At 39.0% G+C, this 16,796-nt stretch carries 17 protein-coding genes and 1 tRNA gene; 8 read left to right on the plus strand and 10 right to left on the minus strand.

The genetic code is table 11. From position 1 onward, the window contains the following. Nucleotides 1-9: 9 nt before the first annotated feature. From D1013_RS16160 to D1013_RS16180, 5 genes are all read right to left on the minus strand, one after another. Entirely contained in the window at nt 10-957 is a 948-nt protein-coding gene (locus D1013_RS16160; RefSeq protein ID WP_240467920.1) for an FAD:protein FMN transferase, read from the minus strand. Nucleotides 958-1,004: 47 nt separating this feature from the next. After that, on the minus strand, nt 1,005-1,439 hold the full coding sequence (locus tag D1013_RS16165; protein ID WP_121849817.1) for a thioredoxin family protein: 435 nt from the start codon (nt 1,437-1,439) through the stop codon (nt 1,005-1,007). A gap of 28 nt (nt 1,440-1,467) precedes the next feature. Then, the gene (locus D1013_RS16170; RefSeq protein ID WP_121849818.1) at nt 1,468-1,917 is read right to left on the minus strand and encodes a QcrA and Rieske domain-containing protein; all 450 of its coding nucleotides are present in this window, start codon (nt 1,915-1,917) and stop codon (nt 1,468-1,470) included. A gap of 54 nt (nt 1,918-1,971) precedes the next feature. Further along, complete coding sequence (locus D1013_RS16175) at nt 1,972-3,153, minus strand: AIR synthase related protein (protein ID WP_121849819.1); 1,182 nt, start codon at nt 3,151-3,153, stop codon at nt 1,972-1,974. A 108-nt stretch (nt 3,154-3,261) separates the two neighbouring features. Then, nucleotides 3,262-5,448 (minus strand): glutamine synthetase III family protein, encoded by a 2,187-nt coding sequence (locus tag D1013_RS16180; protein ID WP_121849820.1) that lies wholly within the window; start codon nt 5,446-5,448, stop codon nt 3,262-3,264. Nucleotides 5,449-5,661: 213 nt separating this feature from the next. Between D1013_RS16180 and D1013_RS16185 the strand changes: the two genes are divergently transcribed. Continuing rightward, nucleotides 5,662-6,678: a glutamine synthetase beta-grasp domain-containing protein gene (locus tag D1013_RS16185; RefSeq protein WP_121849821.1), complete on the plus strand. Its 1,017-nt coding sequence runs from the start codon at nt 5,662-5,664 to the stop codon at nt 6,676-6,678. 257 nt (nt 6,679-6,935) lie between these two features. Here the strand turns inward: D1013_RS16185 and D1013_RS16190 are convergent, their stop codons facing one another. After that, nucleotides 6,936-7,874: a calcium/sodium antiporter gene (locus D1013_RS16190; protein WP_121849822.1), complete on the minus strand. Its 939-nt coding sequence runs from the start codon at nt 7,872-7,874 to the stop codon at nt 6,936-6,938. Between the two features lie 580 nt (nt 7,875-8,454). Between D1013_RS16190 and D1013_RS16195 the strand changes: the two genes are divergently transcribed. Beyond that, nucleotides 8,455-8,607 carry an SsrA-binding protein gene (locus tag D1013_RS16195; protein ID WP_121849823.1) on the plus strand — a complete coding sequence of 51 codons (153 nt, stop codon included), beginning with the start codon at nt 8,455-8,457 and terminating at the stop codon, nt 8,605-8,607. A 17-nt stretch (nt 8,608-8,624) separates the two neighbouring features. On the opposite strand, the gene D1013_RS16200 is transcribed toward D1013_RS16195, so the two are convergent. After that, nucleotides 8,625-9,137 (minus strand): adenine phosphoribosyltransferase, encoded by a 513-nt coding sequence (locus D1013_RS16200; RefSeq protein WP_121849824.1) that lies wholly within the window; start codon nt 9,135-9,137, stop codon nt 8,625-8,627. Between the two features lie 61 nt (nt 9,138-9,198). Between D1013_RS16200 and D1013_RS16205 the strand changes: the two genes are divergently transcribed. Together D1013_RS16205 and D1013_RS16210 are read left to right on the plus strand one after the other, a co-directional pair. Further along, nucleotides 9,199-9,272 (plus strand) — tRNA-Arg (locus D1013_RS16205). 223 nt (nt 9,273-9,495) lie between these two features. Next, nucleotides 9,496-10,737: a site-specific integrase gene (locus D1013_RS16210; protein WP_121850769.1), complete on the plus strand. Its 1,242-nt coding sequence runs from the start codon at nt 9,496-9,498 to the stop codon at nt 10,735-10,737. Nucleotides 10,738-10,902: 165 nt separating this feature from the next. Here D1013_RS16210 and D1013_RS16215 read toward each other — a convergent pair whose 3' ends face one another. Beyond that, nucleotides 10,903-11,976, minus strand: coding sequence for a Fic family protein (locus D1013_RS16215; RefSeq protein WP_121849825.1), 1,074 nt, complete (start codon nt 11,974-11,976; stop codon nt 10,903-10,905). Between the two features lie 248 nt (nt 11,977-12,224). Then, a complete protein-coding gene (locus D1013_RS16220; protein ID WP_121849826.1) occupies nt 12,225-12,611 on the minus strand; it encodes a helix-turn-helix domain-containing protein in 387 nt (128 codons plus the stop codon). Between the two features lie 474 nt (nt 12,612-13,085). On the opposite strand from D1013_RS16220, the gene D1013_RS16225 reads away from it, so the two are divergent. Then, nucleotides 13,086-13,742: a HEPN domain-containing protein gene (locus tag D1013_RS16225; RefSeq protein WP_162987931.1), complete on the plus strand. Its 657-nt coding sequence runs from the start codon at nt 13,086-13,088 to the stop codon at nt 13,740-13,742. A gap of 54 nt (nt 13,743-13,796) precedes the next feature. On the opposite strand, the gene D1013_RS16230 is transcribed toward D1013_RS16225, so the two are convergent. Beyond that, entirely contained in the window at nt 13,797-14,024 is a 228-nt protein-coding gene (locus D1013_RS16230; RefSeq protein WP_162987932.1) for a hypothetical protein, read from the minus strand. A 250-nt stretch (nt 14,025-14,274) separates the two neighbouring features. On the opposite strand from D1013_RS16230, the gene D1013_RS16235 reads away from it, so the two are divergent. The 3 genes from D1013_RS16235 to D1013_RS16245 all read left to right on the plus strand — a co-directional run bounded on the left by D1013_RS16235 (nt 14,275) and on the right by D1013_RS16245 (nt 16,098). Further along, nucleotides 14,275-14,559, plus strand: coding sequence for a hypothetical protein (locus D1013_RS16235; protein WP_162987933.1), 285 nt, complete (start codon nt 14,275-14,277; stop codon nt 14,557-14,559). Nucleotides 14,560-14,679: 120 nt separating this feature from the next. Continuing rightward, a complete protein-coding gene (locus D1013_RS16240; RefSeq protein WP_121849830.1) occupies nt 14,680-15,267 on the plus strand; it encodes a hypothetical protein in 588 nt (195 codons plus the stop codon). Between the two features lie 204 nt (nt 15,268-15,471). After that, nucleotides 15,472-16,098, plus strand: coding sequence for an AbiV family abortive infection protein (locus D1013_RS16245; RefSeq protein ID WP_121849831.1), 627 nt, complete (start codon nt 15,472-15,474; stop codon nt 16,096-16,098). Nucleotides 16,099-16,796 lie beyond the last annotated feature (698 nt).

Consider the following 16,796-nt stretch of genomic DNA (forward strand, 5'->3'; position numbering starts at 1 on the left):
GGTTTTGTTCTACTCCCCTTGATCAAGAAGAATACCGCTACTCTTATGAACTTGATTCAGGCTATCGATCAAGACGACCTCGATACCTCCAAGCTGATTGATTAAATCTAAGCCCTTATCCTTACCCAAAAGGTAAACAGCTGTGGCTAAAGCATCACATGTTTCGGCACTCTTTGCAAAAATAGAAACACTGTTCACCCCAGTGGAAGGGTAGCCGGTTCTTGGGTCAATTATGTGACTGTACTTAATTCCGTTCAATATAAAATGCTTCTCGTAATTACCTGATGTGGCAACCGAAGATTCAACAATAGGCAACCAAGAGAAAATACGTTCTTCACTCAAAGGGTTGGCAATACCCACCAACCATTTTTGTCCATTTGCCTTCGTGCCCCAAGTAGTCAGGTCTCCAGCAGCGTTTATAATGCCCCCAACGACCTGTTTAGAAATCAACAACTCTTTAGCCTTATCGGCCGCATAACCCTTACCTATGGCACCGAACGATATTTTCATGCCCTTTTTCGAAAGAAAAACGGTCTGATCCACCTCATTTAGCACAATATTTCTATACCCGACATTTGCAATTGAATTCTTTACCTCGATTTCTGAAGGCATTTCTTTTATAGACCCATCAAATTTCCAGATGTTATCTAACGAAGCATATGAAATATCAAAGGCCCCATCACTTAATTCCGATATTTGAATAGACCTCTCTATCAACGAAAAGAGCTCATCACTAACTTTCACGGGCTTTAAACCTGCGTTCAAGTTGATTAATGAAGTTTCGGATTCAACATCCCAAGAAGATATTAATTTTTCAATACGCTTTATTTCTGCGGATGCTTCATCGATATTTATACTGCCAATCTCTTCGCTGGAGGCGACTACGGTAATATCGAATCTACTACCCATAAGTTCCATTGCTTTGTGCACGGTAACCAATTGAGCATCTTGAGCCATCAAGCTTTGACAAAAAACAGCAACGAGCGATATGTAGCAAAACAACCTCATTCGAAATATTTCTTTAGCAACCCTACGTACTCATTTGCAGAAACATTCTCATACCCCATCTTCCCGAGAACATGACCTTCTGAATCAAGAGCCACCACCAAAGGGAAATAGCCTTTCGAATTGTATTTCTCGGCCAAAGCATCATTTTCTTTCTGCTTTTGGGCCGACAATTTATTGGCTTTTTTTCTTGGAAAATCAGCTTTATACAACAATAAATTCTCTTGCGAGTAAGCAACGAACTCATCAGATTGCCAAATTGATTTCTCTAATTTGATACAAGGGGCACACCAGTCAGAACCGGCAAAAATGAGAATTACTGGCTTAGATTCTACCTTTGCCCTCTGTAGTGTTTGAGCAAAATTCGACTGCCAATCCTGTGCAAATAGTTGCACACCAAAAAACACGGAAAATAGAAAAAGAATGATTCTCATGACCTAACCACAGTCAAAACCGTGCCATTTATTCAAATATACGAAGAATGTTACCGTTCTGCTCAACATTAAAGATCTTGAGCGGTCTCGGTTGGGCACTATCGACCTGATTGATAGGGGTACCATTTTGTTCGAACCTCGAACCGTGTACGTCGCAATAGAAAATACCACCATCATGAGAAGTAAATCGCACCTCATCATAGCCTTGATGACTACAGACCTGGCTGCCGGCCACAAACTCTCCTTCGAGATTTCTGGCGACCACTACGGAATTTCTAAGCACATACCCGCCCTCGTTGGCCAATGCCGCATTTTCTGAAGCTTCTAAATCTATGGTGAAATCGACTCCGGTAGGCACTTCAAGGTTTCCACCTTCATTATCACTCACCTCATCACTTGAACAACCATGTAAACAAGGGAAGACCACTGCAAAGGCAGCTGCAGAGCCTATACTTTTTAAAAACTGTTTTCTTTCCATAGCAATAAGAATACATTACAATAGAAAAACGCAGTATTTAGGGGAATCGTATGATCAATAAACGAATACCCCATGCTCACTTTCAATTGTAAGCTTCTTTGAATCGCTAGCCTCTACACGACCTACAACCTGGGCCTCTACTCCAAAACTTTTTGAAGTTGCGATGATGGTGTCTGCAATTTCGGGTTTTACATACACCTCTAATCGATGGCCGCAGTTAAAGACTTGATACATTTCTTTCCAATCGGTCTTTGACTCTTCCTGAATCATTCTGAATAGAGGAGGGATTGGAAACAAATTATCTTTGATTATGTGCAGATCATCTTCTATAAAATGAAGAATTTTAGTTTGGGCACCTCCGCTGCAATGCACCATACCGTGAATTTCATCAGAAGTAAACTGTTGCAATATCTGCTTAACGATAGGAGCATAAGTTCGTGTAGGCGAAAGAACCAACTTACCGGCATCAAGAGGAACCCCCTCTATAGTATCGGTCAATTTCATTCCTCCCGAATAAACCAAATCATTAGGTACGGCAGCATCATAACTTTCAGGATACTTCTCAGCCAAGTATTTGGCGAACACATCATGCCTCGCAGAAGTTAGTCCGTTACTGCCCATACCTCCGTTGTATTCACTTTCGTAATTCGCAAGCCCAAAAGACGCCAGACCAACTATTACATCACCTTCTGCTATGTTCGCATTATCAATTACCTTGTCTCTTCTCATTCGAGCTGTGACCGTAGAATCGACGATGATTGTACGAACCAAATCACCAACATCGGCTGTTTCCCCTCCAGTGGAACGAATGGTAATACCGTGCTCGCCCAAATCGGAAATCAGTTCTTCAGTTCCATTAATAATAGAGGAAATAACCTCTCCGGGAATCAGATTCTTGTTCCTGCCAATAGTCGAAGAGAGCATAATATCATCAGTCGCCCCCACACAAATAAGGTCGTCGATGTTCATAACCAATGCGTCTTGGGCAATCCCCTTCCATACCGAAATATCACCCGTTTCTTTCCAATACATGTACGCCAAAGAAGATTTAGTACCTGCGCCATCGGCATGCATTACCAAGCAATATTCAGGATCATTTGTTAGATAATCGGGTACAATCTTGCAAAATGCCTTAGGGAAAAGGCCTTTATCGATATTCTTAATGGCATTGTGCACATCTTCTTTTGAAGCCGAAACTCCTCTTTGGCTGTATCTCTCACTGGTTGAAGAACTCATTCTGATCGGTATTTGGCGCAAAAATACGTTATTCACATTATAAAGACCTACCTAGATATAAAACTTTGACGTTGAGGTTTTCTTTCAATAAACGCTATGCTGGGATTGTTACCTAATAAAAAGAAGCTCTCTATATTTGGTCAAGGGCCATAAGCGATCATCGACCAATTGTTCAAGTAGATCACAGTGCTCACGAATACTTTCGAAGTAACTCAAAACGTTATCACAATAAGCGGAAGCTTTTTTAGAAGTGTCTGCCATTTTATCGGCCTTGACCACAGCCGCCGCCATGGCATCGGTCTTTTTTTTCAATTCGGCTATATTTTCTCCGATTTGTTCAATAATGCTAGATGGTGCATCCGAAAGTCCGGTATGGGCCGCCCCATAAATCTCTTTAAGACCTAACACATTCTTTATCAACCTACTTTGATATTCAACTGCCGTTGGAACCACTTGATTGTACACCAACTCTTTAAGCACCCTAGCTTCTATTTGAACGTGCATAATGTAAGCCTCAAGCTCTACTTCTTGACGTGCCTTTACCTCTGTTTCGCTCAATACACCGGTTGTTTGAAACAGGGAAAGACTATCTTCTGAGGTAAGAACCTTTAAAGCTTGCGGGGTATTCTTGTTATTACTTAGCTTTCTTCTTTTAGCCTCTTTTTCCCAATTATCACTGTAGCCGTCACCATCAAAGCGAATTCTTTTTGATGTTTTTATGTATTCCCTTAAAACATTGAATACGGCCTCGTCTTTTTTTAGGTTCTTCTTGTCAATTAGGGCGTCTACCTCTTTTTTAAAATCGCGTAATTGTTTGGCCACGATTGTATTCAAAATGGTCATGGGCTTGGCACAATTAGTTTTTGCCCCTACCCCTCGCATTTCAAATTTATTGCCTGTAAATGCAAATGGCGAAGTACGGTTTCTATCGGTATTATCAAGTAAAATTTCAGGTATCTTACCGACCACATTTAGTTTAAGTTCCGTTTTTTCTTCCGGGGATAATTTACCTTTCGTTACACCTTCAAGCTCGTCAAGAACGTTGCCCAACTGTTTCCCAATAAAAATCGAAATGATTGCCGGAGGCGCTTCATTGGCCCCCAACCTATGGTCATTGCTGGCCGATGCAATGGAAGAGCGTAAAAGTTCCTCATAATTATCGACCGCTTTGATGGTATTCACGAAAAATGTCAAAAACTGAAGGTTTTTCATAGGGGTTGAACCCGGACTCAGCAAATTTACACCCGTATCAGTCGTCAGCGACCAATTGTTATGCTTTCCGGAGCCGTTGATTCCGGCAAACGGTTTTTCATGAAAAAGTACCTTAAAATTATGTTTGGCCGCTATTTTATCCATCACGTCCATGAGAAGTAGATTATGGTCGACAGCTAGATTTGCTTCCTCAAAAACGGGAGCCAACTCAAATTGGTTCGGTGCCACTTCATTATGACGTGTTTTTACGGGAATCCCCAATAAAAGACACTCCTTTTCAAGCTCCTTCATAAAGGCTATTGCCCTATTTGGTATGACTCCGAAATAATGATCATCCAGTTGTTGCCCTTTGGCAGCTGAATTACCGATTAAAGTTCTACCGGTCATGCTAATGTCGGTGCGAGAATTGGCCAAAGCCCTATCAATCAGAAAATACTCTTGTTCCCAACCTAGGGTAGCGTTCACCTTTACTACATTTTTATCAAAATATTTGGCCACCCCAGTTGCAGCCTCATCTATGGCATGCAAGGCCCTTAACAAAGGGGTTTTATTATCCAGGGCCTCACCCGTATACGACACAAAAATGGTAGGTATACAAAGGGTCGTTCCGTATACAAAAGCGGGGCTTGTAGGGTCCCACGCCGTATAACCTCGCGCTTCAAATGTATTTCTGATTCCACCACTGGGAAAGCTAGAGGCATCTGGCTCTTGCTGCACCAATTGGGCACCGCCGAATTTCTCGAGGGCGCGGCCATCTGAAAGCAAATCAAAAAACGCATCATGCTTTTCTGCCGTGGCACCCGTGAGGGGTTGAAACCAATGGGTATAGTGTGTAGCCCCCATAGAAATAGCCCACGCTTTCATAGCTTCGGCTACTTGATCCGCCACCTTTCGGTTGATTTTTGAACCTGAAAAAATCGCATTTCGAACACTGTCAAGAGCATCTATGGTCAGGTACTGAAGCATTCGCTCATCATTAAAGACATTTTCTGCGTAAAGCTCTGAACGTCTACCGTTTTCGTCTACATTTAGAGGGCTTCTTCGTTGGCTTTCAGCTATAGCGGCGAATCGTTGTTTTGACATGTATGGCAGTTTAATTTTGGGCTAAAATAGGAATTAAGGATTTAATAATAAAAAGGGCATATAATCCATATTATTTAAAATACCCCTTGCAAAAAAGGGGTATCATAAATTTTATTCAATTTTTGGATATTTACCCCCCTTAAAAATAGGATATCTCCACAAAAAATATATTTTTGTTAGTCTGAAAATTAAAAAATTTAACTTCCTTAGATTATGAGCAAAACAAAATTGGAGTATATCTGGCTAGATGGATACTTCCCCACGCAGAACATGAGAAGCAAAACCAAAGTAGTAAATGATTTTGGTGGAACCTTGGAAGACTGCCCAATGTGGTCTTTTGACGGAAGTTCAACCAAACAGGCAGAAGGTGGTTCTTCAGATTGTTTATTAAAACCAGTTGCGATTTTCCCAGACCCTGTAAGAAAAGATGGTTTCTTAGTAATGACAGAGGTATTGAACGCTGATGGAACCCCACACCCTTCAAACGGTAGAGCTACTATAGATGATGATGACAATGATTTCTGGTTCGGTTTCGAGCAAGAATACTTTATCATGGATACCGTTACCGACCTTCCATTAGGTTTCCCAAGAGGTGGCTACCCTGCGCCACAAGGTATGTACTATTGCTCTGTTGGAGGAAAAAATACTCATGGTCGTCATATTGTTGAAGAACATGCAGATATGTGTATCGCTGCGGGTATCAACTTCGAAGGAATCAACCAAGAGGTTGCTTGCGGTCAGTGGGAATTCCAATTATTTGCAAAAGGAGCCAAAAAAGCTGGAGATGAACTTTGGGTTGCACGTTATATGTTAGATAGATTGACCGAGCAATACGGTTACTACATTGAGTATCACCCAAAACCATTAGGCAAAGATATGGACTGGAACGGTTCTGGTATGCACGCAAACTTCTCAAACAGTACTTTAAGAACTGCCGGTTCCAAAGATACTTATGAGAAAATATGTGAAGCATTTAGACCAGTCGTTAAAGAGCACATCGAAGTATATGGCGAGTTCAACGATCAGCGTTTGACCGGTCTTCATGAAACCGCTTCTATTAACGATTTCTCTTACGGTATTTCTGACCGTGGAGCTTCTATCCGTATTCCTATCGCTACCGTAGAAAGCGGTTGGAAAGGTTGGCTAGAAGACAGAAGACCTGCTTCTAATGGTGATCCTTATAAGATTGCCGGAAGAATTGTTAAGACTGTAAAGTCTGCCAAGGTTTAAGATTTAATTGTTGACATAATAAGTGAAAGGCCTCGATTCTAAATCGGGGCTTTTTCAATTGTGCTTATTGCTAATTGCTCCCCTTTTTAAAATTGTAAAAACGCATTTCCTCATTTATCCAAAGGTCTAATCCATAAAATAGATAAGTCTATCAATAGCTCTATGAGAAAGAAGCTAATTCTCTTTTTATAGATAAATCAAAAATTTATAACGATTGTCCAGGTAAAGGGATATTCTATAAGACGGTAAGAAAGAGCTTATCCTATAGTAAAATAAACGAAGGCTGCATACACTGCGACGAGAATCAGACCATCTCTCCACCCCAAACGCAATCCTTTAGGAAAAAATACCAAGGGAAGAACAAGAAAGGAAATACCTAGCATCCAAAAAATATCATTCTGCAACAAACCCTGATCCATAACTTTTACTGGCGTTATCATCGAAGTAATGCCTAAAACTGCCAGAACATTAAAAATATTCGACCCTATTAGGTTGCCCACGGAAATAGCTTTTTCCTTCTTAATTACTGCAATAATGGAGGCAGCCAGTTCAGGAATACTTGTACCCACCGATACGACGGTAACACCTATAATTCGTTCGCTAACACCGTAAATCGACGCCAGACCAACTGCGCCATTAATCAATAATTCTGAACCCGCCCAAAGCGCAACACCTCCAATACCCAATAAAAAGACTGTTTTATATAAGGGCAACGGAATATCATCTTCAGGCAATTCGTCAACCACAGCCGGCTTCTGAAAACGAAGCAGGTAGACCAAAAATAGAAAGAGAATAACCACCATTATAAGGCCTTCATACCGCTGTAGAACACCATCAAAATATATGAACACGAAAAACAATATAGAAGCCAGCATCATTACCGGCCAATCGGTCTTAAAAAAACTACGGTTGACATCAATACTGCCCAAAATAACCGTAACCCCCAGAACAAGCCCCAGGTTGGCTATATTCGATCCTACCACATTACCCAAAGCCAAATCAGGAAAACCGTCTAGGGCCGATTTGATACTCACAATCAATTCGGGTGCAGAAGTGGCGAAAGACACAACAGTCATACCTACCACAATTTTAGGAATACTCAAACGCAAAGAAAGAGCGACCGCCGATTTCAAAAGCCAATTTCCACCAGCAATCAATAGACCTAAACCGAGAATAATAAATAGAATGTTTTGCATAAAAGGGTAAGTAAGAACTCAAAAACAGCAAAGATAACCCAAGAATTAAATTTGCTAGACAAATGCCTAAATTTCAAAAACCACCTAATAGGCTATGAATGGATTTTAACAAATCGCCCTTTTTTTCAATGGATGGCCCCTAGGTTTTTGAAAAGTCTTTGAAAAACCCCCTTCATTTATTTTAATTAGAAACTTTAAACACCTTTTTAAATAAAAATTTATTTTTAAAACGAAGAGACTTGATTAAAAATCGAAATATAAATCATTATTTAAGTTACATTTTCGTATTCACTTTTAAAAAATCGTAGGTTTTGATTAGGAGGATAGCACTGTGTTTATATATCTTGAAAAGACAATCGATTGACGAGTAGTATTTACTCAACCTTCATACAGAAGGCTAACCCGAAAAACCTAAAAACAAAAATGATCGCTATTGCCAAAATGCTTGTCTTACTGATAACAATAATTATTAGCATTATTTAATCTGACACTCATATAGGCCTATATATAAAAGACCGCCAGAGAGCGGTCTTTCAATTTTATTCGATTAAGTAGTTATATTTGGTAAACTAGCGACCTGATGAAAAAACAGTTTTTTAAAGTCTTGGCAAAAATGAACAAAGTTTTGCTACCCTCTTACAGCAAGCAACAACTTGACCTGTCAAAGGCCAGCAAGCTACAATTGGCTATAATTGGCTGGAAATATTTTGTAACCACTAGAGCTTTGGATTAAGTAGAGAATTATTTAATCTAATATTGAACCAACGAGGTTAGGTGGTACTTATTCAATTTTCCGGACCCGTTCAAAAATTGAAGCTCGACCAAAAAATTACATTGTATAATTTCGCCGCCCAATCTTTCTATGAGTTCACAAGTTGCTTTGGCTGTGCCACCGGTTGCTAACACATCGTCATGAACCAGAACTTTCTCTCCTTTTTTAATAGCATCTTCGTGTATTTCAAGCGAATCAGTACCATATTCTAAATCATAATTTTGACTCATCTTTTTGGCGGGCAATTTGCCTGGTTTACGCACTGGAACAAAACCAGCGTTTAGATGACTCGCTAGTAAAGGGGCAAAGAAAAAACCCCTACTCTCCATACCCACTACTTTATCGACCTTTACATCACCGATCAAGTCAAGTAATGCTTCAGTTGACTTTTGCAGGGCATTTGCATCTTTCAAAAGAGGTGTAATGTCTTTGAACATGACGCCAGCTTTTGGAAAATTCTCTATATCTCTTATGTACGACTTAAAATCCATATTTTTAGCTTCCCGTTTTGCAATAAAAGTAAAAAGAAATATATTTGCACCCCATTAAAAAGGCCTCGTGGCGCAACTGAATAGCGCATCTGATTACGGCTCAGAAGGTTGCAGGTTTGAATCCTGCCGAGGTCACTAGGAGGAAACTCCAAATAAAAGCCAAACCTTGCAAAATCTATGAATTGCAAGGTTTCGTGGTTTTTGGACCATCTTTTTCTTTGATTTGATTAGGTTTCATTTGAAAACAAATCGGTCAACAAAATTTTTATCGGTCAACACTGTTGACCGGAAGGGCCAAAACGAAAAGCCATAGTTGATTTGACTTTCATCTTATTGTTTAACCTTAAAGATGACAACTATGAAAACATCACACACTTTTTCTATCCTATTTTGGATTAATTCTTCAAGAGCAAAGAACGGGAATGCAGAGCTGTTCGTAAGAGTAACCGTAAATGGTAAACGCACCAATATCGGATTAAAACGAAAGGTACCTATTGCACACTGGGATTCCAAAAGCAAGAAGGTCTCCGGACTTGGGGAGGTTCCAAAACAAATCAATCATCATATTGAACAGGTAAGAGCAAGGATTTACTATGTCTATCAGGAATTGAGGTATAGAGATGAGCTTATTACGGCCCAACTTATCAAAGCGAAATACAATGGTGAAGATAACAATTCAAAAACCTTACAGGAAATTCTAAAATATCACGCTCGAAAAATAGAAAATACCTTGGCATCGGGAACCATCAGAAATTTTGGAATTACCGAAAAATATGTTAACCGTTTTCTTACCAAAAAACTCAGAACCTCCGATATATATTTAAAACAGTTGAACTATAAATTCATTGCTGATTTCGAGACATTTCTAATTGGCTTTTATCCGACCGGTCATCCAAAGGCGATGAGCCATAATACGGTTATGAAACACCTACAAAGGTTACGTAAGATTATAACCCTTGCCTATCACCTGGAATGGATTGAGAAAGACCCTTTCATTCGGTGGAAACCGAATTTCGAGAAAAAACAACGTGAATTTTTAAGCGATAATGAGCTGTCCAACTTGGAAAATTATTTTTTTCCTTTGGAGCGACTTGAGAGGGTTAGAGACCTATTTGTTTTTAGTTGTTATACAGGTATCAGCTACGCCGATATGGTCAAATTAACTTCGGATAATATAATTTTGGGTATCGATGAAAGCAGATGGATCGTAACGACAAGACAAAAAACTAAAACTCCTGTAAAAGTCCCATTATTGGACAAGGCAGAATCAATTTTGGAAAAATATGCAGAACACCCGGTCACAATGGTATCGGGAACACTGCTTCCTGTTCTCACCAACGAAAAAATCAATCTTTATTTAAAGGAAATAGCCCATGCAGTGGGTATTAAAAAAAACCTGACCTTTCATATGGCAAGACATACCTTTGCAACTACCGTAACTTTATCAAATGGGGTACCCATAGAAACGGTATCCAAACTTTTGGGACATACCAAAATAGCCACCACACAGATATATGCCAGAGTTCTGGACAATAAAATTAGTAAGGATATGAAAATTCTTCGGGCGAAATTGGGTTCTGGTCCTAAACAAAAAAATTAGAATAGTTTTTATTTAATCGGGGTTGGTTGCTCATTCGTTAAGTTATAAAAATTGAAAATCAATTATTCATAACTTAATTCAAACCATTTAACCGAAGCCTGGAACTGTGTTCAAATTGGCACCTTCAGAAGTATTACTTATGGGAGGTTTACCATACTCTTTTAATCATTCCCTTAAGACTTCAAATAAGTTCACGTTCAAGTACAGATTCTCCACACCTACTTTTTGGGATTTTAGAATACCTATTTTCTCCAATTCCTGTAAATATTCAGCTGCGGTCTGTCTTTTTGCGATTCCTTTGTCCACAATGAACTTTACTTTGCAGTACGGTTGTTCAAACAACAATTCTATAAGTTCTTTGGAATAGACCCGTGCAGGTAATTTTTCCTTTGCAAAAGCTATGGTTTCCTGCATTAAGGCATTTATGGTGTTTATTTTGTCCAAGGTATAAACACCTGTTACTTCAATCCCTTTCAACATGAACAATATCCATTCCTCCCAATCATGATTTTCAGTGACCCTTCGAAGGCTTTTATAATACTTATTCTTATTGTCGATGATATATTTGCTCAAATACAGGATAGGCGCATCCAACAGTCCCTTTTCGACCAAAAACAAAATGTTCAGAACACGGCCAGTCCTGCCATTACCGTCCGGAAAAGGGTGTATGGCCTCAAACTGGTAGTGCATGACGGCCAATTTTACCAAACCATCCAATCCATCATCTGCGTGTATGAAATCCTCTAAATTTTTAAGTAAATCCCTGATTGTTTTTTCCCCCTCCGGAGGTGTATAGATTGTTTTACCATTGTTCGTAATCCTGGTTCCTGTTGTTTTTCGTATCCCTGCATCGTTTTCTTTTATAGTCTGTACAATGGAAATAAAAGTATTGGTCGCCAAGGGGCGCTTGTCCAGATTGTTATACCCTTCCCATAATGCCTGTCTATATCTCAAAACTTCCTTGGTTTGGGCATCGGTAATATTTGTGTTGGCGGTAAAAGCCTGATATAAACTGTCCTGGGTTGTTACGATGTTTTCAATCTCCGAACTATCCTTGGCCTCTTGTAAGGTAATCGCATTGACCAGCATTGACTGATTTGGAATTTCATTGGCCCTACCCTTTAGTTCTGCCAATACTCTTGTTGCAGAAATGGCTTGCTTCAGGACCGTTTTGGTTTCAAGCTCTTTTTGGGGTGGCAAAAGGGGTAATTCGTTATATGCTTCTTTGGGATTGTACATGGTTTCGACATATGGATAAAACTATGTCGATGATTTCGACATAACACAAATATATGTCGATATTTTATATTTTTATCGACATATATGTTTTGTTGAAGGTGCTCCTATCCCGTTGCGGTATTTAGAATTACATATCAAAATGGAATTCCGTTTTTAATAACAAACTATATACAAAAAAAGCGAACGAAGCAAAGCGAAGTGCTGCAAGCCCAAATCTTACCGAAACTAATTTACTGGGCGAGGCGGAATTATTTTTTATCGAGTAGTTTTTCTAGATAAGCAACCTTATCCTTTTCCGCTTGGACAAGACGCTCATATAGTTCGATTATTTTCTCAATTGGATTGATAGTACAGAGATAATTGTTGTTATTGGAACTGTTATCCTTAAAAGTATTGTTGATTATATTAAATACAGCTTCCTCCGAGAAATTCTCAATACCTTCTTTCGTTACTCCTAGAATAGACGCAATCTCCTCCAGCTTCACATCCTCTACCTTTTCACTGTTCTCAATATTAGATATAGCTTGTTGGCTGATGCCCAACTGTTCGGCCAAGGTTTCCTGTTTCATTCCCCGTAGCTCACGGATCCTGCTGATCTTCCTTCCGATATGGTTGTTCCTGGTCTTTGTCTCCATATACCAAATATAGGGTGTTTCCCACAATAATCCGATTGTAATTTACAAATCGCTTCCGATAAAATACAACCCCACTTGGTGGGGTACATAGGAACATGGACTTAATATGGGATTTAAATCTATAACCCCTTAATTGACAATGCCATGCAATACTATAAGAACATTCCGGAAAACTACACAGAAAAGGAGGAACTCTCCAAGCTCATAGATAGCATACTGAACGTGATCACCATCGATGCCATCTTTCTCTCCCAGGAACAAAGGGAAGGTTATTTATCGTACCATATCCTCACCTTCATTGCCGATATAGATAACAATCCCATTCCCCATGAAGTCCTATCCTGGTTATCTAGACTGGGCAAGAGCCATCCAAAACTTCGGATACGCATCTATACAGAGGAACAATCGGAGATAGCCCTTTCCCGTGGCTCCCTCTATTTTTTGGAGCATTGCTGCCTTGGCCATACCGTTCATGTGCGTTCCGAGGGCGGCAATCTGTTGGACTATCCAGAGATGAACCTGGGGAATATCCTTAAAAGAGCGATCCGCTACCAGGCTTCCGAAATGGAGAAGGTGGGAACCTTCGCCCATACGGCGGATATACTTATCAGGGAGGGAAATCATGCCATCGCCACCTTCAACATGCACCAGGCCTTTGAACTGGGGTTCCGTTTCTTGGAGCGTATCTGCATGGGGAAGGCCAGGGTGACCCATAGCATCATCAGCCACATCAACTACTGCCAAAGGTACTTCCCTACCCTACGCCCCTTCCCCAAGACCACGGATATGGAGAACAACGAACTTTTGTTGTTATTGGAGCATTCCTATAGCGTGGCCCGATACGGGAACGAGTTCGAGTTAGACAGGGCCCAAACAATTTCCATCCAAAAGGAACTGAGAATTTTCATCGGGAGTCTGGAGGCCATATTCAACAGGCACTATGAAAATTGCAGAATGCGTATCGAGGGTGGTGAAACCCGATTGCCTCAAAAAAACCGAGATGATAAATGTTCACACGGAAATGTAATCGAGCCATCGATTGGGCAACGCTTAAGGGAAATAGAAATTGACCATCTCCGGTTCATGGAAAAGGTCCAAGAACTAAAGGAACTGCAAACTAATGGTCAGTAGGATTGACTTGAGCACCAATAAAAAAGAAATTGATTGAGAGTTATCGATGGGTGTTCAAAAATAAATGGCACTACCCCCTAATAGCTTAAAAGACGGGTTTTCCATTAAAAATTCCCCACGAAACAAGGCCTCAAAGCATTTTTCCATTAAAAACACCTTTGTAGCTCTATTCTGAACAACCCTGAAACCCATTGATGCAAGGGGTTTACGATGAGATGGCTTATCAGTAGCACGCGCCAGCGTGCTACCCTCTTGCTCTTCCCTTAGATTCGTAATTGTCATTTGCATAGAGTTTTATCGTTAGATAATTGCTCATTAAATGAACTATTGTCTTCCTTCCGGGAAAAGCCTCCATAATTGTTAATAGCAACCAACCTGTAGAGGGGAATTAGACGCTAACAAAGTTTTTAGACTTTAGCTTTTAAAATCCAAATTTAGAGCAAAGGGCCTAAATTTTCCGAACAACCCTTATCCCAATTCTGATCGGGAACGGTCGCTCTTCCCTTTCTTGGAATTAGAGTTCAATGAAAACGTGATTTACGAAAATGATATTCCTAAATACTATTTAAGCTTTTCAGATGACTTAAAAACCGCTTACGGAATTGGAAATTGGATTATGATAGATTTAGAAAAAAATGGACAAAAATTAAGAGATGTAATTGTCACGTTAGGCAAATCTCTTGACAAAGAATGGGATATTTTCTCAAGCAATGTGGGAAAACAAATCGATGGAAGTTGGAAGTCAGAAAAAATTGAACTTACCTTGTTGACTGATAAAGAAATTGAAAAAATAAAAACGCACTACAACAACGTATAACCGCAATTACGGCGGATTCGACTACGTCTGAATCCAGCGCGAATTGCTAAAACCTGTACTTAATTCTAACGCTACCAACTAAATACCGTAACTTCGGTTATACAAACCGTTGTGAGAAATATGAAAAAACTATTTGTAATACCATTTCTAATTCTCATAGTTGCTTGTAAAAGCAATTACAAGACTATTGATTTCGAGGTTTTTGAAATAACAGTGCCTGAAAAATGGAATAGATATGAGAGAAAGGGAATAGACAGTTACATTGGAGGAATAATAACGGACAAAAAGGATACTCTTAAATTTGACCTTGGAAAATACTCGCTTGACTTAATTGAAAACGATTATCCGATGGTTTATGATTCACTTGGATTATCTGAGTTAACCAAAAAGGAATTAAAACTTCTACCCAAAACGAATCACTTAATTGTTGACAGCCTTCATGGTGGAATTGACTTCCAAAAATATCTACAATATGAATATGTACTGGATTCAATAGATTGCTTCAAAGCTAAGGTCATTACACCAAGAAATGAAGGATTCGGGGCTTCTGGAATATATATCGATAGTTTAACTGGCACCAGAGAAAATTCTAATAAAATTGGAATTAGCTTTTATGGATGGTATTTGAAAGATAGAACTCAAGCTGAATTTATTGAAGCGCTAAAAACATTGCGTTTCAAAAAATACTGCTCACAACAAAACCTATAAACAATACGGGCTTCTGGATATTCGCAGGGTCTGCGTATTTTTATGATGCCCGCAAAATCTTTGGGATTTCGCTTTGACAAAAAAAAGAAAAAACAAAACCAAAAGATTTTGCTATGTGCGCGGTGGAAAGTAGTCGCCTGTTTGCTTCCGTACTGTTCATAGCTAAAGCGTTGTGATTAATGTAAAAAACTATATAAACCGTCGTTGGGAAAAAAGGAAAAACTTGCAGAAGGAATACTAAAGACTTTGCGTAATGCTCAAGAATTATGTGATGAATCGGAATTGTTATGTGAAAATAAAATGTATGCTCGCTCATATTCTTTATCTCATTTGGCGCGCGAAGAGTTAGCTAAATGCTTTATTCTATATAGACCATTGGTAAATTTTATTATTGGAGAGAAAGTAGATTGGAAAAAGATAAGAAGGCGCTTTCGAAGTCATAAAGCAAAAATAATCGGAGATAGAGCAACTACGCATCATTTATTTGGCGAGGAGCTAGCGGAAAAAGGAGTTGATAATAGAACGCTTTTTTCAGGAATTGAAAAAACTAACGAATTCAAAAATTCAAGTATTTATGTTGATTGGCAAAATGATGATTTCATAATGCCTTCTGAATGCATTAATAAAAATAAAGCTGAAAGGAATCTGCAAATAGCTATATTCAGAATAAAATTGTTCACTCCAATATTTGTTGAAATAACAAAGCTTAGTCCAGAAGTAGAGGAAAAAATGAAAATCACTTTTGCTAATAACGATATTGATAAAATAATTGAGGAAAAATACAAGGACATATTTACAGACGGAGAAAACACTAATCACAACAAAACCTAAAAGTAATGCGGACTTTAGGGCTAAATCGAAAGGTCTGTGTTTATTTATAATGCCGCTAAATCTTATGGATTTAGCTTTGGACAAGAAAAAATAAATCTAAACAATAAGCTTTAGCTTCGTGCGCAGACGGAAACGAAAAGTTTCTTTGCCTCCGCACTACGCTTAGCCGAACCGTTGTGTATAATTTTGAAAATAAGATGTGGAAACGGAATTGGTTCTGGACGTTAATATCTCTCCTGATTTTTTTGATTTGCTATTTTCTAACGGTTGGATTTGAAAATAGTGGACTGATGGACAAAACTCGAATTTTCATACTCGGGAATTCTATAAATGCTCCAAACTTCTACATCTTTTTCACCTACCTGCCTCTGATATTTTTTATAGTATTTCTTATCAAAATCATTTTGGACAGATTAGAAAACCGAAATTCTAATAAAATCTTGGTATTCTTTAATTCGTTTTTTATTGTTCAGGTGACTTATTTAACACTCAAAATTAATTGGATTAACGAAACGAATTCTCTGGACGAGAATACAATTAAACTTTGGCAGAACATTTTGCATATTTCTTTGCCTATACAGGTTTTTCTAATTGGTGTTTTGGTCATTGTTTGCTGGAAAGGAGAAAAACGAAGTATGACTTAAAAAACTATACACAACACGGGCTATAATTCATTGTGGGCGGATTTCCTAAACGGA

It is taken from the genome of Euzebyella marina, from assembly GCF_003687485.1.
Classification (GTDB): Bacteria; Bacteroidota; Bacteroidia; order Flavobacteriales; family Flavobacteriaceae; genus Euzebyella; species Euzebyella marina.